Source organism: Hymenobacter aquaticus (assembly GCF_004765605.1).
GTDB classification, from domain to species: Bacteria; Bacteroidota; Bacteroidia; order Cytophagales; family Hymenobacteraceae; genus Hymenobacter; species Hymenobacter aquaticus.
In genome coordinates, this window is sequence record NZ_SRLC01000001.1 from 514,067 (window position 1) to 536,873 (window position 22,807).

The 22,807-nt window shown below is 63.7% G+C and carries 16 protein-coding genes; 8 read left to right on the forward strand and 8 right to left on the reverse strand.

Annotated elements, in window-relative coordinates; all coding sequences use genetic code 11:
* Positions 1-82: 82 nt before the first annotated feature.
* The 3 genes from E5K00_RS02115 to E5K00_RS02125 form a co-directional block, all read right to left on the reverse strand.
* Positions 83-976, reverse strand: a complete 894-nt coding sequence (locus tag E5K00_RS02115; protein WP_135461207.1) for a PhzF family phenazine biosynthesis protein — start codon at positions 974-976, stop codon at positions 83-85.
* A 123-nt stretch (positions 977-1,099) separates the two neighbouring features.
* Positions 1,100-1,975, reverse strand: a complete 876-nt coding sequence (locus tag E5K00_RS02120; RefSeq protein ID WP_135461209.1) for a M48 family metalloprotease — start codon at positions 1,973-1,975, stop codon at positions 1,100-1,102.
* Positions 1,976-2,278: 303 nt separating this feature from the next.
* Entirely contained in the window at positions 2,279-4,069 is a 1,791-nt protein-coding gene (locus tag E5K00_RS02125) for an ABC transporter ATP-binding protein (RefSeq protein WP_135461211.1), read from the reverse strand.
* A 237-nt stretch (positions 4,070-4,306) separates the two neighbouring features.
* On the opposite strand from E5K00_RS02125, the gene E5K00_RS02130 reads away from it, so the two are divergent.
* The gene (locus E5K00_RS02130; RefSeq protein WP_135461213.1) at positions 4,307-4,579 is read left to right on the forward strand and encodes a hypothetical protein; all 273 of its coding nucleotides are present in this window, start codon (positions 4,307-4,309) and stop codon (positions 4,577-4,579) included.
* A gap of 111 nt (positions 4,580-4,690) precedes the next feature.
* On the opposite strand, the gene E5K00_RS02135 is transcribed toward E5K00_RS02130, so the two are convergent.
* From E5K00_RS02135 to E5K00_RS02145, 3 genes are all read right to left on the reverse strand, one after another.
* Positions 4,691-6,385 (reverse strand): MFS transporter, encoded by a 1,695-nt coding sequence (locus E5K00_RS02135; protein WP_135461215.1) that lies wholly within the window; start codon positions 6,383-6,385, stop codon positions 4,691-4,693.
* A 471-nt stretch (positions 6,386-6,856) separates the two neighbouring features.
* A complete protein-coding gene (locus E5K00_RS02140) occupies positions 6,857-8,980 on the reverse strand; it encodes a hypothetical protein (RefSeq protein WP_135461217.1) in 2,124 nt (707 codons plus the stop codon).
* A 149-nt stretch (positions 8,981-9,129) separates the two neighbouring features.
* Positions 9,130-9,867, reverse strand: coding sequence for a TVP38/TMEM64 family protein (locus E5K00_RS02145; protein ID WP_135461219.1), 738 nt, complete (start codon positions 9,865-9,867; stop codon positions 9,130-9,132).
* A 270-nt stretch (positions 9,868-10,137) separates the two neighbouring features.
* Between E5K00_RS02145 and E5K00_RS02150 the strand changes: the two genes are divergently transcribed.
* The 4 genes from E5K00_RS02150 to E5K00_RS02165 all read left to right on the forward strand — a co-directional run bounded on the left by E5K00_RS02150 (position 10,138) and on the right by E5K00_RS02165 (position 14,326).
* Entirely contained in the window at positions 10,138-11,925 is a 1,788-nt protein-coding gene (locus E5K00_RS02150) for a glycoside hydrolase family 15 protein (RefSeq protein WP_135461221.1), read from the forward strand.
* Between the two features lie 47 nt (positions 11,926-11,972).
* Positions 11,973-12,626: a beta/alpha barrel domain-containing protein gene (locus E5K00_RS02155; protein ID WP_135461223.1), complete on the forward strand. Its 654-nt coding sequence runs from the start codon at positions 11,973-11,975 to the stop codon at positions 12,624-12,626.
* Between the two features lie 330 nt (positions 12,627-12,956).
* Positions 12,957-13,874: an endo-1,4-beta-xylanase gene (locus E5K00_RS02160; protein WP_167856718.1), complete on the forward strand. Its 918-nt coding sequence runs from the start codon at positions 12,957-12,959 to the stop codon at positions 13,872-13,874.
* Positions 13,874-14,326: a hypothetical protein gene (locus E5K00_RS02165; RefSeq protein WP_135461227.1), complete on the forward strand. Its 453-nt coding sequence runs from the start codon at positions 13,874-13,876 to the stop codon at positions 14,324-14,326. The genes E5K00_RS02160 and E5K00_RS02165 overlap by 1 nt, the downstream gene beginning before the upstream one ends.
* Positions 14,327-14,640: 314 nt before the next feature.
* On the opposite strand, the gene E5K00_RS02170 is transcribed toward E5K00_RS02165, so the two are convergent.
* Positions 14,641-16,821: a bifunctional alpha,alpha-trehalose-phosphate synthase (UDP-forming)/trehalose-phosphatase gene (locus tag E5K00_RS02170; RefSeq protein ID WP_135461229.1), complete on the reverse strand. Its 2,181-nt coding sequence runs from the start codon at positions 16,819-16,821 to the stop codon at positions 14,641-14,643.
* Positions 16,822-17,019: 198 nt separating this feature from the next.
* The gene (locus E5K00_RS02175; RefSeq protein WP_135461231.1) at positions 17,020-17,343 is read right to left on the reverse strand and encodes a hypothetical protein; all 324 of its coding nucleotides are present in this window, start codon (positions 17,341-17,343) and stop codon (positions 17,020-17,022) included.
* A 538-nt stretch (positions 17,344-17,881) separates the two neighbouring features.
* On the opposite strand from E5K00_RS02175, the gene E5K00_RS02180 reads away from it, so the two are divergent.
* The 3 genes from E5K00_RS02180 to E5K00_RS02190 all read left to right on the forward strand — a co-directional run bounded on the left by E5K00_RS02180 (position 17,882) and on the right by E5K00_RS02190 (position 22,789).
* The gene (locus tag E5K00_RS02180) at positions 17,882-19,543 is read left to right on the forward strand and encodes a glycoside hydrolase family 28 protein (protein ID WP_135461233.1); all 1,662 of its coding nucleotides are present in this window, start codon (positions 17,882-17,884) and stop codon (positions 19,541-19,543) included.
* A gap of 5 nt (positions 19,544-19,548) precedes the next feature.
* Positions 19,549-21,477 carry a glycoside hydrolase family 88 protein gene (locus E5K00_RS02185; protein WP_394346311.1) on the forward strand — a complete coding sequence of 643 codons (1,929 nt, stop codon included), beginning with the start codon at positions 19,549-19,551 and terminating at the stop codon, positions 21,475-21,477.
* Positions 21,478-21,658: 181 nt separating this feature from the next.
* Positions 21,659-22,789, forward strand: coding sequence for a pectate lyase family protein (locus E5K00_RS02190; protein WP_135461235.1), 1,131 nt, complete (start codon positions 21,659-21,661; stop codon positions 22,787-22,789).
* Positions 22,790-22,807 lie beyond the last annotated feature (18 nt).

Consider the following 22,807-nt stretch of genomic DNA (forward strand, 5'->3'; position numbering starts at 1 on the left):
CCGGCAGCGTGGTGGCCGGGCCCGTTCTCTAAACACCCGCCGGCCCGCCGGAGTTGCGCTCCGGCTCCGCTTTCCGGCCGGTTTACAGCGCCAGCCGGCCCTCCACCACGACCACGCCCTGCCCACCGATGGTCACCGACTCAATGGCTTCGCGGGGGCCGGCGATGCTGACGTGCACCGTGCCGGCCCGGCCCAGCCAGTGGCCCTGCTCGGCCACGAACTCGGGCTGCGGCAAATAGCCGTGGTGCCACAGGTAGGCCGCCATGCCCCCGGTCGCCGAGCCCGTCACGGGGTCTTCGGCAATATCGGGTGGGGTGCCGAAGTGGCGGGCAAAAGTGTGGCCGGCCGCCGTAGCCCCGCCCAGGCAAAACAGGTGGGGGCTGAAAAAGTCGCTGCTGGCACGGTAGCGGGCAAAGGCTGCCGCGTCGGGAACGTGGGAGCGGCGCAGCGCGGCGTGGTCGCGCAGCAGCAGCATGAGCTGGGGCGTGCCCGTACTGACGGTTTGCACCAGGGAGCCGGGCAGTAGGTCGTCGGGGGTGAGGCCAAACAGGGGCAGCACCACGGCCGGGTCGTGCACGGTGCCGAACACGGGCCGGCGCTGGGTCATCAGCACCTGGGCCGGCTGGCCGTCGGCGCAGGGCTCTACGGCAATGTCGATGGGGCCGTGCAGCAGCTCCAGCTTCAACTCGGTGCGGCCGGTCAGGGGCAGGCGGCCGGTGTGCAGCAGCGCCGTGATGGTGGCAATGGTCGGGTGGCCGGCCAGCGGAATTTCCTCGGCGGGGGTGAAGTAGCGCACCCCGAACCCGGCCGTGGCCGAGCCGCGCACGAAGGCCGTTTCCGACTGGTTAAACTCCCGGGCCAGGCGCTGCATGGCGTCGGCGGAAAGGTCGTCGGCGTCGAGCACCACGGCGCAGGGGTTGCCGCCCAGGGCGGTAGTCGTGAAGGCGTCGACGAGCAGGAAAGGATAGGTCGGCATAGCGGCAGCAGAAAAGTACGCCGTAAAGCTAGCATCTACCGGAGTGCCGGGCGGCAGCTCTGCCCTAAACAAAAAAGGCCTGCTCCCCGGGAGCAGGCCTTGTGGATGCTGAAGAAGCAGAGGCTAGGAAGGGTCGGAGAGCAGGCCCACCTGCTGCCCGCGGTTGTTGAAGACGCCTCCGTTGGCGCTGATGTAGAGGCGGCGGTCCTGCCCATCAACCAGAATGTAGGGGAAGCTGGCGCTGTTGGAGCGCGTCACGCGGCCTACTACCTGGCCGGTGCCGGAGTTGTTGAGCATGCGCACCACGTTCAGGCGGCTGGTGAGGTAGTAGCGCTCCTCGGGGTTGTCGCGGAAGACAATCTGGCCCACCACGTTCAGCGGGGCGACGGTGCTGGACACGCTACGGACCGGCGTAGGCCGGCTGGCAATGGCTACCGGGGCCGAAGACGGCGCGGCGGTGCGGCTGCTGGCCAGAATCTGGGTGTTGGCCTGCTGCCAGCCCTTGCCGATGGCGGCCAGGCGGGTCGAGCGGCCGGGGTGGGTCGGCGAGGCTTCCTCATCCGACACGACGGCCATTGCGGCCTGGGCTTCGGCCAGACTGGCGCCCATCTTGCGCAGCACGAAGCCCGAAAACTCGTCGGCTTCCAGCTCATCGGCGGGCTGGGAGCCGCCGGGACGCAGGGTGTGGCCGTTGAGGTGATGGCCCATTTCGTGGGCCAGGATGCTGGTGCCGGCCCAGTCGGTGCGGCCGGCCCGGTTCACGGAAGCCACGAACTGGGGGTTGTAGAGCAGGAAGCGTTTGCCGTTATACACCACGGCGGCGGCATTCTGCACCTGCGGGGTGGCTTGCAGCTCGAAGCGGGGCTTGAGGCCGACTACGTCGGTGATGTCGCGCAGCACGTCGCGGCTGCCATTTTGGGCCGAAGCGGAGGTATTGACGAGCAACCACCCGGCAAGCATCAAACCTGCGAAGCGGCGGAACATGCGGAAGTGGGTCATGGAAAAATCCTTAGGGCTGATAAACGCAATAAGTCAAGAACCCTGCCGGAAACAGATGATTGACAGCGGGGCGCAGGGTTATCAGTACAACGCAAACCCGGGCGTTTTCGTGCTTGGCCCAGCCAGAAATCCGGCGGCCGGCCGCAGGGGCAAGCAAAAGAGCCGGCGGAGGCCCGAAAGGTTGCCCGGTCCTGGCTGCGGACCGGAAAATCGGACGCTTTCACTTAACCGGCGGCCCCGAAAAAAGCCCTTTGCCAGCGGATGGCAAAGGGCTTTCGGGCATGGGGCAGCGGGCCGCTGCGGTTAGGCTTTTTGGAGCTGCCGGGCTGCGGCCGGGGCGGGCCGTTCCCCGATTTGCTGCCGCCACATGGCGTAGTACAGACCTTTCTGGGCCAGCAGCTCGTCGTGGCGGCCCTGCTCGGCAATGTGGCCGCGCTCCAGCACGAAGATCTTGTCGGCGTGCAGGATGGTGCTCAGGCGGTGGGCAATCAGGATGGTGATGTGCTGGCGGGAACCGGACAGCTCGCGCACCGTGGTGCTGATTTCTTCCTCCGTGAGCGAGTCGAGGGAGGAGGTGGCTTCGTCGAAGACCAGCAGGGTGGGGTGGCGCAGCAGGGCGCGGGCAATGCTGAGGCGCTGCTTTTCGCCGCCCGACACTTTCACGCCGCCTTCCCCGATAACCGTGTCGAGGCCGAGGGGGGCGCGGGCCAGCAGGCCGTCGGCGGCGGCCTGGTGCAGGGCGTGCAGGCACTCCTGGTCGGTGGCGTGGGGGGCCACGAAGAGCAGGTTCTCGCGGATGGTGCCGGCGAAGAGCTGGGTGTCCTGGGTGACGAAGCCGATTTGCTCCCGGAGCTGGTCCAGGTCGAGGTCGGCACCGGGAATGCCGTTGTAGAGGATCTGGCCGGCCAGGGGCGGGTAGAGGCCCACCAGCAGCTTGACCAGCGTGGTTTTGCCCGAGCCGGACGGCCCCACGAAGGCAATGGTTTCGCCCAGCTTGGTTTCGAAGGAGATGCCGTCGAGGGCGGAGTTGGAGGCCGACAGGTGCTTGAAGCGCACCTGGTCGAAGGTCAGGGTCTGGATCTGGTCGATAACCTGCGGGTGGCTGGGCTTCACCTCCCGGGGCGTGTCGAGAATCAGCTGGTAATTGGCCAGGGAAGCCTCCGTTTCGCGGTAAATGTTGATGATGCTGCCCATTTCCTGCAAGGGCCCGAAGATGGCGAAGGAGTAGATGAAGAACGAGAAAAACTCGCCCGGCGTAATGAGCTTCTGCACCACCAGAAACACGAGCATAAGCAGAATCACGTTGCGCATCAGGTTCACGAAGGTGCCCTGCACGAAGGACAAGGACCGCAGGTAGCGCACCTTCTTGAGCTCCAGCTTGAGGATTTTCTCGGTGGTCGTGTTCAGGCGGGTCGTTTCCTGCTGGGCCAGGCCCAGGCTTTTGATCAGCTCGATGTTGCGCAGGCTCTCGGTGGTGGAACCGGCCAGGGCCGTGGTTTCGGCCACGATGGTTTTCTGGATAACCTTGATGCGGCGGCTTAGGAAAAAGCTCAGCGTGCCCAGCAGCGGAATCGTCAGGAAGTAGACCACCGCAATGGGCCAGTACACGCTGATGGCGTACCAGGTCACGAACAGAATGGCCACCAGGGAAATAAAGAGCACGTTGACGAAGCTCTGAATCAGGCGCTCCACGTCGGTGCGCACCTTCTGGAGCTTGCCCAGGGTTTCGCCCGAGCGTTGATCCTCGAACACCTGGTAGGGCAGATCCAGGGAGTGGCGCAGGCCGTCGGAGTAGAGCTGGGCCCCCAGGCGCTGGGTAATGACGTTGGTGTAGTAGTCCTGGAAGTTTTTGGCAATGCGCGACACCATCGCCACGCCCAGGGCCTTGAGCACCAGCAGGCCCGCCCCGCTGAGCACAAACGTCCAGAACGTGGGCGTTTGGGAGCTGCGCAGGGCCGGCGACACGTACCGGTCGATGATCTGGCGCAGAATGTAGGGGTCGAGCAGGGAGAACACCTGGTTGATAGTGGCCAGCAGCAAAGCCAGGGCCAGCAGGCCCCAGTAGTTGCGCAGGTAGCTGTAGAGAAGTTTCATGTGTGGGGAAAGCAGATTGGGGTAGAAAGCGGCGAGCGGGGCAATAAGTTTTCGGCCCGCCCCGCCCCGCCGGAGCAAGATACCCCTTCCCGGCTTCTATCCGGCCCCCGCGTGGCCGTCACCCCTTTTTTCTCCGTTCCAACTGCCCCCCAGTAAAGCGCCGGAGGCCCCTCCGGTACACGGGAGGCCCCTCGGCTGCACCAGAATGGCAATCTGTTGCACGGGAATGCCAATCCCGTGCAACAGATTGCCATTCTGGTGCACGGTTTTGCCATTCCGGTGCAGCAGATCGGCAATCCGGTGCACGGGAATGCCGTTCCGCTGCACAGATTCGTCATTCTGGTGCAGCAGATCGTCGTTCTGGTGCAGCAGATTGGCAATCCGGAGCAGCAGATTGCCATTCCGGTGCTTCCACCCGGCGTTCTGCTACTCACGCGCACCAAGTTGCTGTACTGCAACGGCGTTTCGGTGCTGCGGAGTGGGAATCAGGAGCTGCTGGGGCAGGAGTAGGGCTTGCCAGGGAAAGGCCCGGTCGTGCCGCGCCGCAACCGGCTTGCTTCGCCTGGCTCACACGGCCACGAAAAGCAGTAGCACCTCAGCACATTTCCCACATTCGCACAATTAACTCGTGGCTTCGCCGGCGGTGCTGGCCACCAGGCGGGTGCTGCCGGGCACCATCGGCTGCTCGGGGGGCAGGGGCAGGGCGTGCTGGGCCAGCAGGTGGGCAATAACGGGCGGCTCGGGCCCCGCGTGGAACTGCCGGGCCCGCAGCTTGAGCTCGGCTTCTTCCCGGCTCACGCCCCGCTCGTGCTGCTGGGCGTGTTCCTCCCAGGTTTCGACCATGAAGTACTCCACCAGCCGGGTCGGGTCGGCCAGGTCGGCGTAGGTGCCCACCCGGATGGCCCCCTCGCGGCGGCGAATGTCGGCCAGCTGGTCCATGATGAACACGAAGGCCTGCCGGTGCTCGGGCCGCACCTGGTAAGTGGTGGTGATGATGACCGGACCCTCGGTGGGCACGGGCTCCTGGGCCAGCACGGGTTCCAGGCGGGGCCGGGCGGGGGTGAAGTCGAGGGCCTCGCCGCTGCGCAGGGCAAAGCGGAACACCAGCAGGGTGCTCAGCAGGAGCCAGCCGGCCGCCCCGGCCAGGGCCCAGACGATGTCGACCCGCTCGGCCACGGCCCCCCACACGATGCTGCCCAGCGCCATGCCGCCCTGAATGGTGAGCAGGTACAGGCTGATGGTGCGGGCCTGCACCCAGCGCGGCACCACCGTCTGCACGCCCACGCTAAAGGAGTTGAGCACCAGCATCCAGGCCAGCCCCACGAGCGTGAGCAGGCCGTAGAGCAGCCAGTGGTTGTCGGCGAAGGCCAGGCCGGCCAGCCCGGCGGCAAAGGCCACGGTAGCCACGGTCACGCGCCAGTTGATGCTCAGATACTTGTTCAGGCGGGGCAGAATCACGGCCCCGAGCACGGCCCCCAGGCCCATGCAGGAGAGCAGCAGCGAGTAGAAAGAAGTCGGCTCGTGCAGGCGACGCACCACCACGGCCGGCATCAGGGCAAACAGGGCGCTGGCCCCGAAGGTGAAGCACACGCCCCGCATCAGGATGTTCTGGACCGGCGGGGCAAAGCGGGCGTAGCGAATCCCGCCCCGGATGGCGGCCACAATCCGCTCGGTCGCCAGGGGCGCGGTGGCCTGGGGCTCGCGCTGCCACTGCCACACCATATACATGGTAGCCACGAAGGAAATACCGTTGATCAGAAAGGCGGCCCCGGCCGAGAAGTAGCCGATAACCAGGCCGCCCAGGGCGGGTCCGAAGGCCCGGGCCAGGTTGAAGCTCACGCTGTTGAGGGCAATGGCCTGGGGCAGCTCGGCGCGGGGCACCAGCTCGGGCGTCACGGTTTGCCACACGGGGTTGTTCAGGGCCCCGCCCAGGCCCAGCATAAACGTAAGCAGCAGCAGCAGCCAGGGCGTGGTAAAGCCCAGCAGCGTGACGGTGGCCAGCACCAGGGCTGTGCCCGCCATCCAGGTCTGGGTGAGCAGCAGCATCCTGCGGCGGTCGACCAGGTCGGCCAGGGCCCCGGCGGGCAGGCTGAGCAGGAACACCGGCAGGGCCGAGGCCGTCTGGAGCAAGGACACCAGGATGGGGGAGGGTGTCAGCTCGGTCATCAGCCCCACGGCTCCCACGTTCTGCATCCAGGTGCCGATGTTCGACACGAAGGAGGCAATCCAGAGCATGCGGAAAAACGGAATCCGCAGGGGCGTGAAGGGGGAAGTGCTGGTCGGGGCGGCCGGGGTAGCAGGGGCAGTAGCGGGCATACGGTACAAACACGCGGAATAGCGGACTTGTCTGCCTACGTAAGCCGCGGGAAAGTGGTGAGGCGGTGAATGAGTGAATGGGTGAATGAGTGAATGAGTGAATGAGTGAAGTGGTTGTTCAACGCCCGGCGTGTCGTTGCGAGCAGCGCGAAGCAAGCCGCCCGCTGTAATGTGCGGAGCTTTCTTACGTGAAAAGACCGGACGCCTGAACCGTGTAACGCGAAGTTCCACTTCGCGAGGCGTTGCACGATGGTTGTGCAGCCGGCTCCAACGCCTCGCGAAGTGGAACTTCGCGGTACAAGCAAAAGCCCCTTACTCCGGCAGGAATAAAGGGCTTTCCGATAAAAGGCAGTTTGTCGCTAGCCGCAGACGGATGGCTCCGCAAGCCCGCAACGACCCAGACTGCGCCATTCGCGCCCGCCGAACATCAAACTCACTCATTCACTCATTCACTCATTCACCACCTCACCGCTACAGCCTGACGCCGATGCCGGGGCCGAGCAGGAAGAAGGGGCGGCCGGCGGAGAGCAGGTAGCCGCCGCCCAGGTAGAGGGGAAAGGTGAGCTTGGCGTCGCGGCGGGTGGGGTAGATGGAGCCCAGAATCACGACGCCCAGGTCGCGGTTGCCGCCGTTCTTGCTCAGGTCGAAGGCGTTGAGAGCCACGAAGCCGGCCCCGACTTTGTAGGGCCGCAGGCGGTTGATTTTCTCGGGGTGATAAAAGCTCAGCTGCCCCAGCATGGCCAGCGAAATACCGCCGAAGGACGTGTAGCTCGACTCGCCCTTGTACTTGGTGAGCAGGCCGCCGGGAAAGCTCACGTCGATGTCGAACTTGAGGCGGCGCTTGAGCACCAGCTCCAGCTTCTGAGTGAAGCCCGCTTCCTGGTACTGACTTTGGTTGTGGCGCACGGTGATGATGATGGTGCTCCAGTCGTCCAGATCGTAGGTTTTGCGCGAGCTGAGCAGGTTGTTGAGGCTGATGTTGCCCACCTGGCACTGCTTGTCCTGGTAGAAGGCGGCCCGCACCGAGTTGTCGCCGGGGCAGACCACCACGTTTTCCACGGTGCGCATCTCAATCAGCTCGCCCTTGGCGTTCTGGGTCCGGATGTCGAAGGTCAGGTACTGCTTGCCATAGAGCTGGCTCTCGGTGTCGATGCCGTTGGGGTTGAAGCTGAACACCACGTCGGAAATGGTCCGGTCGTAGAGCACCGGGCCGTTGAGGCGGTTAATCACCCGCGGGCTTTCCCCGAAGTTGACGGCCACGAAATCGAGCGGGTGGGGCCGCTGAAACTCCTTCACGGCCAGGGCGTAGCCCGTGGGCTGCCCGGCGTTGAAGATGGTAATGCGGCGCTTGTCGATGGTCAAGGGCACCTGCACGCGGTACACCACGGCCGCATCGGTGCGCACCGACGAGTCGGAGGGAATGACGGCCAGATCCTCGAAGTGGAAGCGCGCCTTCTGCAACGACTCACCCTCCAGGCGCACGTCCACCGTCTCGCCCGGGTTTACGCTCAGGCTCGAACTCCAGTCGCCGCCCCGGTGGCGCACCTGCACGCTGCTGATGGCCGTTTTGGGCGAGATGTTGAAGTTGGTAATGTACTTGGGCAGGTCGTTTTCCTTGATGTAGAGGTAACTATCGGCCTGGCGGTGGGTGTTGTAGACGCGCAGCCAGCACAGCACCCTATCGTTGGTCAGGTACTGGCGGGTGAAGAGCTCGGCCATCAGGGCACCGCCGGCTTCCTCCTGGTCCTCAATGCGGTAGGTGCGCTTCAGGTCAAATGTGCGGCCGTTGTCGAGGATGATTTCCACGCCCTTGCGGCGCGAAACGTCGTCCATCGTAATTTCCTTTTTATCCACGCTCAGAAAACGCAAGCGGCTGGCCTTCACCGTAAACTCCTGGCGCAGCGGGGCCAGGGCGTAGGTCAGGCGGCGGTTGTTGTCGGTGAGGAAGGGCCGCTCGGTCTGGGGCCGCACCGTGAGCAGGCGGGTGCCCAGCGCGTTGGGCACCACGCGCAGGCGCAGCTGCCCCTTTTCCTGCACGATGCGGTAGTCGATGTCCTGGCCCTTGGTCCACTCTGAGGAGACGCGGATGTTTTTGGGGGTGTTGCTGCTCAGGTCAAACACCTTTTCCTCACCCACGAACAGCTCCGTGTCGTTGGGCTTAAACTCCAGCGTAGTGCGCGTGACGGGCAGCAGGTTCACGGTTTGCACCAGAGCCGGGCGGCCGGCGCTGTCGTTGGCCTGGGTGAAGGTGAGCTGCAGAAAGCGGGCCGCCGGCAGGTCCTTAAAGCGGATTTTAGTGCGGTAGTACTGCGTGCCCACGGCCGTGATGGAGTCGAGTAGCACGAAGTCGGCGGAGCGGCGCAGGCGCAGCGGGGCCTTGCTTTGCCACTGCGTCGGGAACAGCTGCAACTCGGCCGTTTCGTCGTCCTGGCGGTAGTAGAAGTACAGGTTTGGCTCGCCCTGCACGGCGATGGTGTTGCGGCTCAGGGAATAGCGCACGGTGTCGGTGCGCAGCGTCAGCTCGCGCAGCAGGGGCGGAGTAGAGGGGGCCAGCTGGGCCCGCGCCGACAAGGATAGGCATAGGAAGGCGGCCAAGCTGGGGAGCCAGCTAAAACCCGGAGAAAAACGCACGGGGCACTGCATCAGAAGTGAGGGGAGCGGGAAAAACGGCAATTCGCTTTCCGGTTGAGCCCGCAAAGGTAGTAGCTACCGAATCCTATTGCGGCCGGTTCCGTCCAATTTTCTCAGTTTTTCTTGGCCAGCTCGGCGTGCGGGGCGGGCTGGGCGCGGTGCTTGTCCCACCACACGTAGGCCCCGAACAGCACCAGGCTGATGCCCGACACCCACCACAAACCGGTTTTGAGCCGGTCACTGTCTTCGCCCAGCCAGGCCAGCAGGGCAATCAGCGGCGTCACGCCGGCCACCGTGGCCAGAATAAAGCGCCCGTAGCCCAGCCGCGCCACGCCGGCCACGAAGCTCACCGCGTCGTCGGAGAGGGCGGGGGAGAGCCGGGCAATGATGACGGCCCAGGTGCCGTAGCGCTGCACTTCCCGCACCATTTTCTGCTCGCTCTTGCGGCCGATCAGGCGGCTGATGAACGTCTCGCCGGCCGAGTGCCCAATCCAGTAGCCCACCGACGAGGCCACCACCACACCCGCCAGCGCCAGCCCCGAGCCCCACCACGGTCCGTAGGCCAGGATAGCCACCAGAATCAGCAGCACCACGTTCACCACCACCAGAAACATCTGCAGCACCATGGCCGCCACAATCACGACCGGGCCCCAGTAGCCGAACTGCGTAATCCAGGCCGATACTTTTTCCTGCTCCCCGCTTTTGAGCACGGCAAAGGCCTCCTTAACGGTCGTCTGGAAAGCAGGCCACAGAAAATAGCAGGCCACCAGGACCAGCAGCAGCCCCCCGGCCAGGTAGAGCGGCAGCCGGCTGGCGGTACGACGGGAAGCGGAAGCGGGGAAATCAGCCAAAAGGAAAACGCACTAGGGTGAAACGAGCGGCACCATTGCTACCACGCGGGGCGCTCCGCAGGCTGTACGCAGCCCCCGGCGCGCGGTTGGGGCCCGGGGCTAGTCTACCAGCTAACCACCGTGCTTTTGCGCGTGTGGGCCGCCGCGGGCGTAGCGGCCCCGGGGGCGGCCTGGCGGCTGTAAGCACCGCCCGCCGGTAACCCTACGGCCGGGTTTGGGGTACATCATCGGCAGCGGCCGCCCAACCATACGCGGGCGGCCGCTGCCCCTATGAGCACCCGCCACACCTACGACCTCGGCGTTATCGGCAACTGCGCCTACCTGGCTTTGATTCGACAAGATACCAGCGTGCAATGGCTCTGCTGGCCCCGCTTTGACAGCAGTTTCGTCTTTGGCAGCCTGCTCGACACCCGCAAGGGCGGCGAGTTCAGCATCAAGCCCGCCGAGGACGCCGCCTTCAACACCCGGCAATACTACCTGGAAAATACCAACGTGCTGTGTACTGAGGTAGAAAGCGCCGAGGGCCGCTACCGCGTCACCGACTTTGCCCCGCGCTTCGCCCAGTACGACCGTAACTACAAGCCCCTGATGTTTATCCGCAAGCTGGAGCCGCTGGAAGGGCTGCCCCGGGTGCGGGTAGTGTGCGAGCCGGTGGCCGACTACGGCCAGCAGCAGCTCACGCGCCGCCGCAGCTCCAACCACATTGCCTTCCTGGGCATGGAAGAAGAGATGCGCCTGACCACCGACATTCCCCTGACCTACATTCTGGAGCAGGAAGGCTTCGTGCTGACTGAAACCCGCTACCTGGTGCTCACCTACGGGGCGCCGCTGGAGGCGGCCCTGCACAGCACGGCCGAGGAGTTTCTGCGCAAAACCGTGCAGTACTGGCAGCGCTGGGTGAAAAGCACCAGCATCGGCAACTTCTACCAGACCCAGGTGATTCGCTCGGCCCTGGCCCTGAAGCTGCACCAGTACGAAGACACCGGCGCCATCATTGCCGCCACCACTACCAGCCTGCCCGAAGCGCCCGGCAGCACCCGCAACTGGGACTACCGCTTCTGCTGGATGCGCGACACGTATTACATCCTGACGGCCTTCAACAACATCGGGCACTTCGAGGAGATGGAGCGGTATTTCCACTACATTGCCAACATCTCGACCAAGGTGCGCGACAAGTATCAGCCGCTCTACAGCATCAGCGGGGCCGCGCAGCTCACCGAGCAGGAATTGCCGCTGGAAGGCTACCTGGGCAATAAGCCCGTGCGCATCGGCAACGACGCCTACACCCACATTCAGAACGACGTGTACGGGCAGGTGCTCGTGGCTCTGCTGCCGCTCTACGTGGACCGCCGCTTCGTGGGAGCCGAGCGGGCCGACTCGGAAAAGATGATGTACGAGGCCCTGCGCCTGATTAAGGAAACCATGGACATGCCCGACGCTGGCCTCTGGGAGTTCCGCCACATTGCGCAGTACCATTGCTACACCTACCTGTTTCACTGGGCCGGAGCCCACGCCGCCCGCAAGGTGGCCCGCTACCTGGGCAACACGGAAATTGAGCTGATGGCCGAGGAGCTGACCCGCATTGCGGCCGGGAAAATCGAGGAGTGCTACGATGCCCAGCGGGGCGTGTACACCAACGCCATCGGCTCGCCCCACCTCGACGCCAGCGGCCTGCAGCTGATTCTGATGGGCTACCTCGACCCCAACTCCGAGCGGGCCCGCACCCACCTGCGAGAGCTGGAAAAGGAGCTGAAAACGCCCGAGGGCCTGTTTTACCGCTACCGCCACCCCGACGACTTCGGCACGCCCGAAACCACCTTCCTGATCTGCTCCTTCTGGTACGTGGAGGCCCTGGCCTGCGTCGGCCGCCTCGATGATGCGGCCCGCGAGTTTGAGAAGCTGCTGGGCTACACCAACCACCTGGGCCTGCTCTCGGAAGACGTGGACGCCAAAACCGGCTCCCAGTGGGGCAACTTCCCGCAGGCCTACAGCCACGTGGGCCTGGTCAACGCGGCCTACCGCATTGCCAAGCGGCTCGACCGGCCCAACTTCGTCTAGCGCGGCGGCCTTTCTTTGTCCTTTCCTTTCCCTGTTTTCCAACTTCTATGGCCCGTTTTACGAAGGCTGCGGCCGTGGCGCAGGCGCTGCAAAGCCCCCTGATTCCCGTATTCTACCACGCCGAGGAGCCCTACGCCCGGCGCGTGCTGCAGGCCTGCTACGAGGGCGGCGTCCGGCTTTTTGAGTTTACCAACCGGGGCCCCCACGCCTTCGACATCTTCGCCGATTTGCAGCAGTTCGTGGAAGCCGAGTATCCGGACTTGCTGCTGGGGGCCGGCACCATCTACACGGTGGCGGAGGCCGAAAAATTCATCAGCGCCGGGGCCGACTACATCGTGCAGCCCGTCATCGGGGCGGAGGTGGCGGCGCTGTGTCACCGGCAGGATCTGGCCTGGCTGCCGGGCGTGTCCACGCTCAACGAAATCTACCAGGCCGACCAGCTGGGGGCGGCGTTTGCCAAGCTGTTTCCCGCCGCCATGCTGGGCCCCGCCTACCTGAAAACCGTGCGGGCCCCGCTGCCCAAGGTGCGCTTTATGGCCACCGGCGGCATCGAGCCGGCCCCCGACACCGTGGCCACCTGGGTGCAGGCCGGGGCCACCTGCGTGGGCGTCGACTCGCGCCTGCTACCCACCGCCGACCCGGCCGCCCTCACCGCGCGGGTGCGGGAGTTGCTGGCCGCCATGCAGCCCCCGGCCGCGTAGGGGCCAGGGGCTTGCCGGCAACACCGGCCGACTAGGGAATTTCCCTGTTTTTCTGCCGGCCTCAGGCTGAATCAGATGTATTTGCGGCTAGCTTTGAAGCGGCGGTTACTTCCCGGGTCGGACGTAGCTGCCGCTTTTGCTGTATTCATGCTTGTTTCCCGGCTCCCGTGGTAGCTGCCGCCTGTTTTGCCTAGTAGCCGTTCCGGATTTCGTCCTTGCCTTGTCCTGCTGGCTTGCCTGGGGCTGCCTTTTTCGGCCTGCCGAAAAGCGCCCGGGGGGCCCTGCGACACCCGCGCCAGCCTGTACGGGCAATATCCGTTTCCGGTGGGCGTGGCCCTGCGCACCAACAAGCTGTACCCCGGCTCGCCTTACCAGGAGCTGGCCGCCGGACAGTTCAACAGCGTAACGCCCGAGTACGAGTTCAAGCCCGACGCGCTGCACCCCGCCCCGGCCGCGTACGAATGGGCCGCGGCCGATGCGCTGGCCGATTTCTGCCGCCAGCACAACCAGCGCCTGCACGGCCACACCCTGATCTGGCACCAGGCACTGCCGCGCTGGATAACGGAGTTTGCGGGAAGTCAGGCCGAGTGGGATGCCCTGCTCAAGGACCATATTCAGACCGTATGCCGGCACTTTCGGGGGCAGGTCAGCAGTTGGGACGTGGTGAATGAGGCCTTCGAGGCCGATGGCACCCTGCGCAGCACTATCTGGCTGCGGCACCTGGGCAGCGGCTACCTCGAAAAAGCGTTCCGCTACGCCCACGAGGCCGACCCCGACGCGCTGCTGTTCTACAACGACTACGACCTGGAGTCGAACCCGGTGAAGCGGCGGGCGGTGCTCAGCTGGCTCCAAGCCATGCGGCAGCGCGGCGTGCCGGTGCACGGCCTGGGCCTGCAGCTGCACATTTCCATTCGCCACCCCGAAAACAGCCAGCTGACCGAAGCCGTGCAGGCCGCCCGCCAGACCGGCCTGCGCCTGCACTTCTCCGAGGTCGACGTGGCCATCAATCCGCTGAACCAGGCGGTAGAACCTACTCCCGAGCTGTTGCAGCGCCAGGCCGACAAGCTCCGGTTTCTGGTGGGCCTCTACCAGCAGCTGCCCCGGGCCCAGCAGCACGGCATTACCTTCTGGGGCGTCGCCGACCCGGATTCCTGGATTCGCAGCTACTTCCACCGCGCCGACTACCCGCTGCTGTTCGACGACAATTACCAACCCAAACCCGCCTATTGCACCCTGGTCCGCCCCTGATGAAACGACTTTTACTTCTGCCCGGCACGCTGTGCTTCCTGCAGTCGGCTACGGCGCAGGTGGCCGTTTCCTATTTCCCGTTTCAATCGGTGCTGGGCGTCAGCTCCAACCCCGAGCGGCGCGTGTGGGCGGGCGTCACGGCCGAAACCAACACGTTCGTTGCCAACGTCAACGCGGAGGTGCAGGCCCTGGCCAACCTCAAAAGAGGGGAGTGGGTGAACTACTACGCCGGCCCAGGCGTGAATATCAACCCGGCCTCGGCCCTGAACGAATTGCCGCTAATCAACGGCTACACCCTCACCCTCGGCGCGCGCATCAAGCCCCTGCCGGCCCACCGCAACGTGCACGTCGTCTTCGAGCTGGCACCCTACACCAATCAGTACCTGGACAGCGGCTACCTGCGTACCCAGCTAGGGTTGTCCTACAACTTCCGACCCAAGGCAGAGCGGTAAAGGGCCTGCCTTGAGCCGGCAGATGGCCTTTTTCCGCGGCGGCGGCAAATGGCAGGCACGGCAACAGCCCTTCACTGCCGTAGCAGAAAAGGGCTGTTGGGGCTGTCAGGCGAAGTCACAGTAGTTTCCACGTTGGTGTAAGAGTGTAGAGACGCAATATTTTGCGTCTCGTCGTTGCACGATGGGAACCGTGCCATCTGGCATCGGACAACTAGTATCGTTCAACGACGAGACGCAATATGTTGCGTCTCTACTTCGTTCGCATACCCATACACTATCCTAAAAACTGCTCTGAAAAGAACGGCTGCCTGCTTCTACAGCAGCCTGCGCAGGATGCGGCGCACGTCCTGGTGCGACTTGATGTGGAAGCGGGCAAAGGAGCGGCCCGTTTCGCCCACCTTCACGGTGTAGGCCTCCTCGGGCATGGCCTGGAAGGTGTCCTCGTCGGTCCGGTCGTCGCCCAGGGCCAGGATGAAGTCGGCGGGGTAGGTGGCCAGCCAGCGGGCGGCGGCCGTGCCCTTGTGCACGCCGGCATTCTTGATTTCCACCACCTTGTTGCCCTCCAATACTTGCAGATCGGTGTTGGAAGCCATAAAGTTGAGGTGGCTCACCAGCTCCCGGGCCCGCACGTCGCCCAGGTCGGTATCGGCGCGGCGGTAGTGCCACACCAGAGAATATTCCTTTTCCTCGATAAATGACCCGGCGGTACGGCTCACCAGCAGCTCCATAATGGGCCGGATTTCGGTTTTCCAGCTGCTCGACATCGGCTGCAGCATGGCCCAGTCGTGGCCCTCGCCGGCCGCGCGCAGCCACACGCCGTGCTCGGTAATGAAATCCAGCGGCAGGTCGCCGAGCCAGCGAAACAGCGTGTCCCGGTCGCGCCCACTGATGATGACCACGCGGTTGCGCGGGTCGTTGCTCAGGGCCATCAGCAGCAGGCGCAGCTCCTCATCGGGGCGGGCGTGCTGCGGGTTTTTGGTGAAGGGCACCAGCGTTCCGTCGTAATCCAGAAACAGCAGGCGGCGCGGAGCCTGGTCGAAGTCGGCGCGCATCTGCTCCAGGTCGGCTGCGCCCAGCGTATCGGTAGCCAGCGTCTGCTGCTTGATTTTGATGTACGCCAGCCGGTCCATGAACAGCCGCACCCAGTGATACACGTTGTAGGTGCTCACCAGGGCCTGCATGTTGCTCATGCGCAGCAGTTGCTCTTCCTCGGGCATTACCAGGGCCTCGTGCATGGCCTCGGCCAGCTGCAGCGTATCGGTGGGATTGATGATCAGCGCGTCCGACAGCTCCCGGGCCGCGCCGGCCCGCTCGCTCAGAATCAGCACGCCCGGCAGCTCGCCCTTGCTGGCCACAAATTCCTTGGCTACCAAGTTCATCCCGTCGCGCATGGGGGTTACCAGCGCTACTTCGGCCAGGCGGTACAGGCCCGAAAGGTGCTCCAGCGGGAAAGAGCGGTAGAAATACTGAATGGGCGTCCAGCTGATGGTGCGGTAGTCGGCGTTGATGCGGCCCACCAGCTCGTCGATTTCCACCTTCAAAGCCCGGTACTTCTCCACCTGGTCGCGCGAGGGCACCACCAGCATCAGCAGCGTCACGCGGCCCCGCCACTCGGGGTAGCGCTGCAGCATCAGCTCGTAGGCCCGCAGGCGCTCGGCAATGCCCTTGGTGTAGTCGAGCCGGTCGATGGAGAGGATAACCCGGGAGTCGTTCAGCGCGTCGCGGTAGAGCAGCTCCGCCTCCCGCGCCTCCTCCGACTCGGCCACCTGAGCATACTTGTCGTAGTCGATGCCCATCGGGAAGGCATCGACCAGCACGCTGCGCTGGCCCACCTCAATCAGGCCGTTCTGGTTGGGGTAGCCCAGCAGCTGCGCCGCCGAGCTCAGGAAGTGGCGCATGTAGCCGTAGGTATGAAAGCCCAGCAAGTCGGCGCCCAGCATGCCTTCCAGCAGCTCGCGCCGCCAGGGCAGCACCCGGATCAGCTCGTGCGAGGGAAACGGAATGTGCAGGAAGAACCCGATGCTGGCCTCAGGCCGTTCCTGGCGCAGCATCTGGGGCAGCAGTAGCAGCTGATAATCATGCACCCAAATGGTGTCGTCGGGGCCGGCCAGGGCCAGCACGGCCTGGCAGAACTTGCGGTTGACGGTGACGTAGGATTCCCAGTAAGCCTGCTCATACACGGCGTGCTGGCTGAAATAGTGGAACGTGGGCCACAGCACCTCGTTGCTGAAGCCCTCGTAATAGTCCCGGATTTCATCCTGGGTCAGAAACACCGGGGCCATGCTGTCGTGGCGCAGCTCCTCGGTGACAAACTGCTGCTCGGCGGGGTCGTCAATTTCTACTCCCGGCCAGCCCACCCACACGTTGCCGTCGGCCCGGTAAATCGAGCCCAGACCGGTGGCCAAGCCCCCTTCGCTGGGCGTAAAATGTAAGCCTTCTTCCGTGCGTTGGGCCTTCGTTGGCAGGCGGTTCGAAACGATAATGGTACGGGACATAGGTATGCTACTTCGTGATTCAGTAGCTTGTTCTTACGGAAGAAAATCAGATTCCGCCCAAAAACTCCGGAAATATCCGCTGGCCCCGCTAACCGTTGAGGTTTTGCTTTTGGAGAATAAAACACTGAATGGCAATTAATTATAATATATAAAAAGCTTTATGTAATTAGTGGCTCAACCCTCGCCAGTGGGCCGGCGCTACACGGCGTTGCCGGCCAGAATCAGCTCGGCTTCGAGCAGCAGGCCCGCGCCCATCAGCAGGTCGTGTAGCAGGAACACTTCCTCCAGGGTAAACACGAATGCCTGGTAAGCTACCGGGCCGGGCAGGGTGATGCAGCGGCTGGCAGTATCCAGCAGGTGTGGGGCGTGCTGCCGGTAGAGCCCGGCCACCAGGTGGCGCCAGTCGGCTAGCTCATCGGCTTGCAGGCAGAGCGCCACGTTGCCGAAGTACAGGTGGAGGCAGCAGCCGCTGGGGCAGCGCGAAATGCAGCCGAAGTCGTTGTGGTGCAGATATTGGCGCATGGGATTCGGAGGAAAAAAGGTGAGTTTATTTGTTTAGACATTTTCTAAATAGTGACCAAAAGTAAGAATGAGCCTGGGTTTTGCAAATGTTATTTAGAATTAATTTAAATAATAGTTCAGGCTATTCTGCCCTCCCGAAGCGGCCACGGGTGGTGGTTGCCACCCCGCACCGGCAAGCCTGCACAGCGGCGGCTGGGCATTACCGAAGTTGGTAAAAGTCAATTGCAGCGGAGAGCGTCGCCGGAACGAAGAGGCAGCCCGGCAAGACCAGGTCCTACTTGGGGCCAGGCGAGGTCGAAACCGGCCGGCCGAAACCAGCTGGTGAGAACGTTCCCGGTAACGTTTGCATAGAAAATAGGCGGGCTTCTGCGGGGAATCCTGAATTTCCTCCAATCTTAACGAAAGGATAGGCTAAGCCTGGGTTTGGTCGTGTTCCTGGAATAGTATAATCGGCGGCGAAACTTATTTCTCGGGTTTCGCCCGGTTGCTTCCTTTCGTAGTCTGCTTTTCCCAACCCGGTAGACGTTAACCACCCGCTATGAACTTCTTCTTTGCCTCGCCGGCTGCCCTGGCTTTGCTGCTCACCAGCCCCGGCGCTACGGCGGCCGATCAGCCCCGGCCCAACCTGCCGGCCGTAAAGGCGCCCTCGTTTCGTGCCGACACCCTGTCGATTCTCAAGTTCGGGGCCGTATCCGACGGCCTGACCAAAAGCCCGGCCATTCAGCAGGCCATTGATGCCGCCGCCAAAGCCGGTGGAGGCGTGGTGCTGGTGCCCCGCGGCCACTGGCTAACCGCACCCATCGAGCTGCGCAGCAACGTGAACCTGCACCTGGCTACCGGGGCCTTCGTGCAGTTCAGCAACCAGCGCGCCGACTACCACCTGATCAAAACCAGCTGGGAGGGCGTGGACGCCGTGCGCAACCAGGCCCAGATCTACGGCAAGGACCTCACGAACTTCGCCATTACCGGCCGGGGCGTGTTCGACGGCGACGGGGGCACCTGGCGCATCGTAAAGAAAAGCAAGCTGACCGAAAGCCAGTGGAAGCGCCTGGTGGAAAGCGGCGGCGTGACCAACGAAAAAAAGGACACCTGGTATCCTTCGGCCTCGTCATTGAAGGGCGCGGCTATTCCGGAGGCGTTTTACCTCAAGCCGGGCAAGGAAGTGAAGGACTACGAGGACATCAAGGACTTCCTGCGGCCCGACATGCTGGTGCTGGAGCGCTGCAAGCAGCTGATGCTGGAAGGCGTGACGTTCCAGAACTCGCCGGCCTGGTCGCTGCACCCCATTATGAGCGAGGATATTACGGTGCGCGGCGTGACGGTGCTCAACCCCGAGTACGGCCAGAACACCGACGCCATCGACCTGGAGTCGTGCAAGAACGGCCTCGTGGAAGGCTGCACCTTCGACGTGGGCGACGACGGCATCTGCATCAAGTCGGGCCGGGATGAGCAGGGGCGCAAGCGCGGCATGCCCACCGAGAACTTCATCATCCGCGACACGAAAGTGTACCACGCCCACGGCGGCTTCGTGATTGGCTCGGAAATGTCGGGCGGGGCGCGCAACATCTACGCCTACAACCTGACCTTCATGGGCACCGACGTGGGGCTGCGCTTCAAGGCCGCCCGCGGCCGGGGCGGGGTGGTGGAGAACATCTTCATCAACAACGTGAACATGAAGAACATCGTGGCCCAGGCCGTGATTTTCGACCTCTACTACATGGCCAAAGACCCGGTAGCGCTGGTCGGCGAGTCGGCGGCCCCGCCGGTTATCAAGGCCGAGCCCGTGAACGAAGGCACGCCCCAGTTCCGCCACATCGACATCCGCAACATCACCTGCGACGGGGCCGATGTGGGCATTATGCTGCGTGGCCTGCCCGAAATGCCCCTGCGCGACATCGTCATTGAAAACGCCGTGCTGCAGAGCGACAAAGGTCTGGTGTGCATCGAGGCCGAGAACATCCGGCTGAAAAACGTGACGTTGCTGAGCAAGAATACCATGCCGGTGATGGAAGTGCAGAACAGTAAGGATATTACGCTGGACGGCATCAAATACGCGCCGGGCGCCACGCTGCTGATGCGCGTGACCGGCGACCGGGCCAAAAACGTGAAGCTGGCGAACACCGATACTAAGGCGGCCAAGAAAGACCTGGAGTTTGGCGACAAAGTTTCCAAGAAAACGGTAACCATTTCCAAGCTGTAAGAACCGTGAAAAAGCCCGTCTCCCTGCTGCTGAGCCTGTTGGCGCTGAGTGCCGCCGCAGAAGCTCAAACCGCTCCGGCCCCCAAGCCCATGTCGCAGCGCATGGCCGATTCTTTTATTGGCTGGCACCCCGACTCCATCCTGATTGGCACGCGCAAAACCGCCCGCTGGGACTACGAGCAGGGCCTGATGCTCAAGGCCCTGGAGCGCGTCTGGAACCGCACCGGCGACGCGAAGTACTTCACCTACATTCAGAAGGACCTCGACCAGTTTGTGCGCGAGGATGGCAGCATCCGCACCTACAAGCTCGAAGACTACAACCTCGACAACCTGACCACCGGGCACGCCCTGCTCACGCTGAGTCAGACTTCGGTGCCCAAGGCGGAGAAGTACAGCAAGGCCGCCCAGCAGCTGCGCAAGCAGCTCGACGGGCAGCCCCGCACCAAGGAAGGCGGCTTCTGGCACAAGAAGGTGTACCAGAACCAGATGTGGCTGGACGGGCTGTACATGGCCGAGCCGTTTTATGCCGAGTACAGCGCCGTGTTTAACCGGCCCGAGGGCTTCGACGACGTGGCCAAGCAGTTTGCCCTCATCGAAAAGCACCTCGTGGACCCCAAAACGGGCCTGATGTACCACGGCTACGACGAAAGCAAGGAGCAGAAGTGGGCCAACAAAACCACCGGCCAGAGCCCCAACTTCTGGGACCGGGGCATGGGCTGGTACGCCATGGCCCTCGTGGACGTGCTCGACTACTTTCCGCCCAACCATCCCCAGCGCCAGCAACTGATTAAGAACGTGCAGCGCCTGGCCCCGGTGCTGGCCAAGTACCAGGACGCCAAAACCGGCACCTGGGCTCTGGTCGTGGACCAGGCCGCGCGCAAGGGCAACTACGCCGAGGCCTCGGGCAGCAGCATGTTCGTGTACTTCCTGCAAAAGGGCGTGCGCCTGGGCTACCTCGATAAAAAATACGCCGACGTGGCCAAAAAGGGCTACGACGGCCTGATTAAGACCTTCGTGGCCGAGGAAAACGGCGCCCTGGCCTTCACCGGTACGGTGAGCGTGGGCGGCCTGGGCGGCAACCCCTACCGCGACGGAAGCTTCGAGTATTACCTCTCGGAGCCGCTGCGCAAAAACGACCTGAAAGGCGTGGGGCCGTTCATCATGGCCGCCCTGGAAATGGAAATTGCCGAGACCCTGAAAGTCGGGCAGAACAAAACCATCGGCCTCGACTATTACTTCAACAATGAGTACCGCAAAAGCGCCATTACCGGCCAGCCGGAGCGGTTTCACTACACCTGGGAAGACCGGATGCACTCGGGTTTCTGGCTCTGGGGCAACACCTTTCGCGACCTGGGTGCCAAAACCGTGTCGGTGCCCACGGCCCCCACGAAAGCCGCGCTGAAGGGCGTCGACGTGTTCATCATCGTGGACCCCGACACCAAGAAGGAAACGGCCAAGCCCAACTTCGTGACGGCCGCCGATACCAAGGTGCTGACCGACTGGGTGAAGGAAGGCGGCGTGCTGGTGCTGATGGCCAACGACACGGCCAACTGCGAAATCAGGCACTTCAACGAGCTGGCCAAATCGTTCGGCATTCAGTTTACCGACAAGAGCGTGAACATGGTGAAGGGCAGCCAGTTTGAGCAGGGCAAAGTGGCCCTGACGCCCGGCAACCCCGTCTTTCCCAAGGCCCGCACGGCCTACATCAAGGAGCTTTCGACGTTGCGCCTGCAGCCGCCGGCTACGCCCGTCATCACCCAGGGCCCCGACCAGATTATTGCCGTGGCCAGGCTGGGCAAGGGGACGGTCTTCGCCGTCGGCGACCCGTGGCTGTACAACGAGTACACCGACGGCCGCAAGATTCCGGCTGAGTACGAAAATTTTCAGGCGGGAAAAGACCTGGCAACCTGGCTGCTGCAACAGTCAAAACGCTGAGTCGGTAGCGCAAACCGGCCGTTGGCCTTGTGGTGAGGAAAGTTTCGGCTCGTTTCCGGCATCGGGAGCAGGCCGGGCCGCCGACGGTTGGTTTGCCTATTCCGCCAACATTATCCGCGCTGCCTGCCGCACTCCGCCCCGGGGTGGGCAGGCTTTCTGATTCTTAAACAGCACACCACTTGTGAAACATTATCCGTTTGCCGCGCCCACGGGCCGTAGTTCGTTCCGGCCCCGCCTCTCCGCCTTCACGGCCCCACTACTGGCCGCCAGCCTGCTGCTGGGCACGCTGGCCTGCGTTAAAAAGCCGACGGAGTCGGCCGGGAGCACCACTGCTGCGGGCAGTAGCGCCGTAGCCACCACGGCGAAAGCTGACTTCGGCTTAGTGGGCTTTGCCACCGAAAACGGGGGCACCACCGGCGGGGCGGGCGGGCGGCGCGTGACGGCCACGTCGTTGGCCGAGCTGACGGACTACGCCAAAAGCAGCGAGCCGCTCATCATTACCATCGGCGGCACGATTTCGGGCGGGGCGCAGGGTGCTTCCATCAACGTGAATTCCAACAAAACCCTGCTGGGCACGGGCGCGGCCGGGTTTCTGGAAGGCGTGGGCCTCAACATCAGCGGCAAGCGCAACATCATCGTGCAGAACCTGAAGTTCACGATGTCGACCGTGACCAACACCAAGATCAACGATGAAGGCCGGCCGCAGGTGGCCGTCAACGACGGGGACTGCGTGACCATTCAGGGCAGCAGCCAGAACATCTGGATTGACCACTGCGAGTTCTTCAACCTGGACCCCGTGGCCCAGCCCAACCAAGACCTGTACGACGGCCTGATCGACGCCAAGGGCGCCAGCGCCTACCTCACCATTTCCTGGAACTACTTCCACGACCACCACAAGTGCCACCTGATCGGCAACTCCGACAAGGACGCCGGCGACCGGAAAGTGACCTTCCACCACAACTACTACTCCAACATCACCGAGCGGGTGCCGGTCTACCGCTTCGGCACGGGCCACGCCTTCAACAACTACTACAAGCACGTGTACGGCACGGGCATCAACAGCCGGATGGGCGCCTGCCTGCGGGTCGAAAACAACTACTTCGAGGATACCAAGAACCCGGTGACGACCAAGAACAGCAGCGTGCCGGGCCAGTGGGACGCCGCGGGCAACGTGTATAAGGCCTGCACCGGCTCGCAGCCGGCGGCCAGCACCTGCTCATTTACGCCGCCTTACCCATATGCCGCCGTGCTGCAGGCCGCTACCCAGGTGCCGGAAACCGTGGTGCGGGGTGCGGGCGTTGGCAAGCTCTAGGCCCCGGCCGCCGGCAGA

What these genes read in the sequence shown, in the direction of transcription:
- E5K00_RS02135 (WP_135461215.1), bottom strand. Translation starts at nt 6,385, where the DNA reads ATGCCCGCTACTGCCCCTGCTACCCCGGCCGCCCCGACCAGCACTTCC.
- E5K00_RS02115 (WP_135461207.1), bottom strand. Translation starts at nt 976, where the DNA reads ATGCCGACCTATCCTTTCCTGCTCGTCGACGCCTTCACGACTACCGCC.
- E5K00_RS02170 (WP_135461229.1), bottom strand. Translation starts at nt 16,821, where the DNA reads ATGTCCCGTACCATTATCGTTTCGAACCGCCTGCCAACGAAGGCCCAA.
- E5K00_RS02175 (WP_135461231.1), bottom strand. Translation starts at nt 17,343, where the DNA reads ATGCGCCAATATCTGCACCACAACGACTTCGGCTGCATTTCGCGCTGC.
- E5K00_RS02155 (WP_135461223.1), top strand. Translation starts at nt 11,973, where the DNA reads ATGGCCCGTTTTACGAAGGCTGCGGCCGTGGCGCAGGCGCTGCAAAGC.
- E5K00_RS02150 (WP_135461221.1), top strand. Translation starts at nt 10,138, where the DNA reads ATGAGCACCCGCCACACCTACGACCTCGGCGTTATCGGCAACTGCGCC.
- E5K00_RS02180 (WP_135461233.1), top strand. Translation starts at nt 17,882, where the DNA reads ATGAACTTCTTCTTTGCCTCGCCGGCTGCCCTGGCTTTGCTGCTCACC.
- E5K00_RS02165 (WP_135461227.1), top strand. Translation starts at nt 13,874, where the DNA reads ATGAAACGACTTTTACTTCTGCCCGGCACGCTGTGCTTCCTGCAGTCG.
- E5K00_RS02125 (WP_135461211.1), bottom strand. Translation starts at nt 4,069, where the DNA reads ATGAAACTTCTCTACAGCTACCTGCGCAACTACTGGGGCCTGCTGGCC.
- E5K00_RS02120 (WP_135461209.1), bottom strand. Translation starts at nt 1,975, where the DNA reads ATGACCCACTTCCGCATGTTCCGCCGCTTCGCAGGTTTGATGCTTGCC.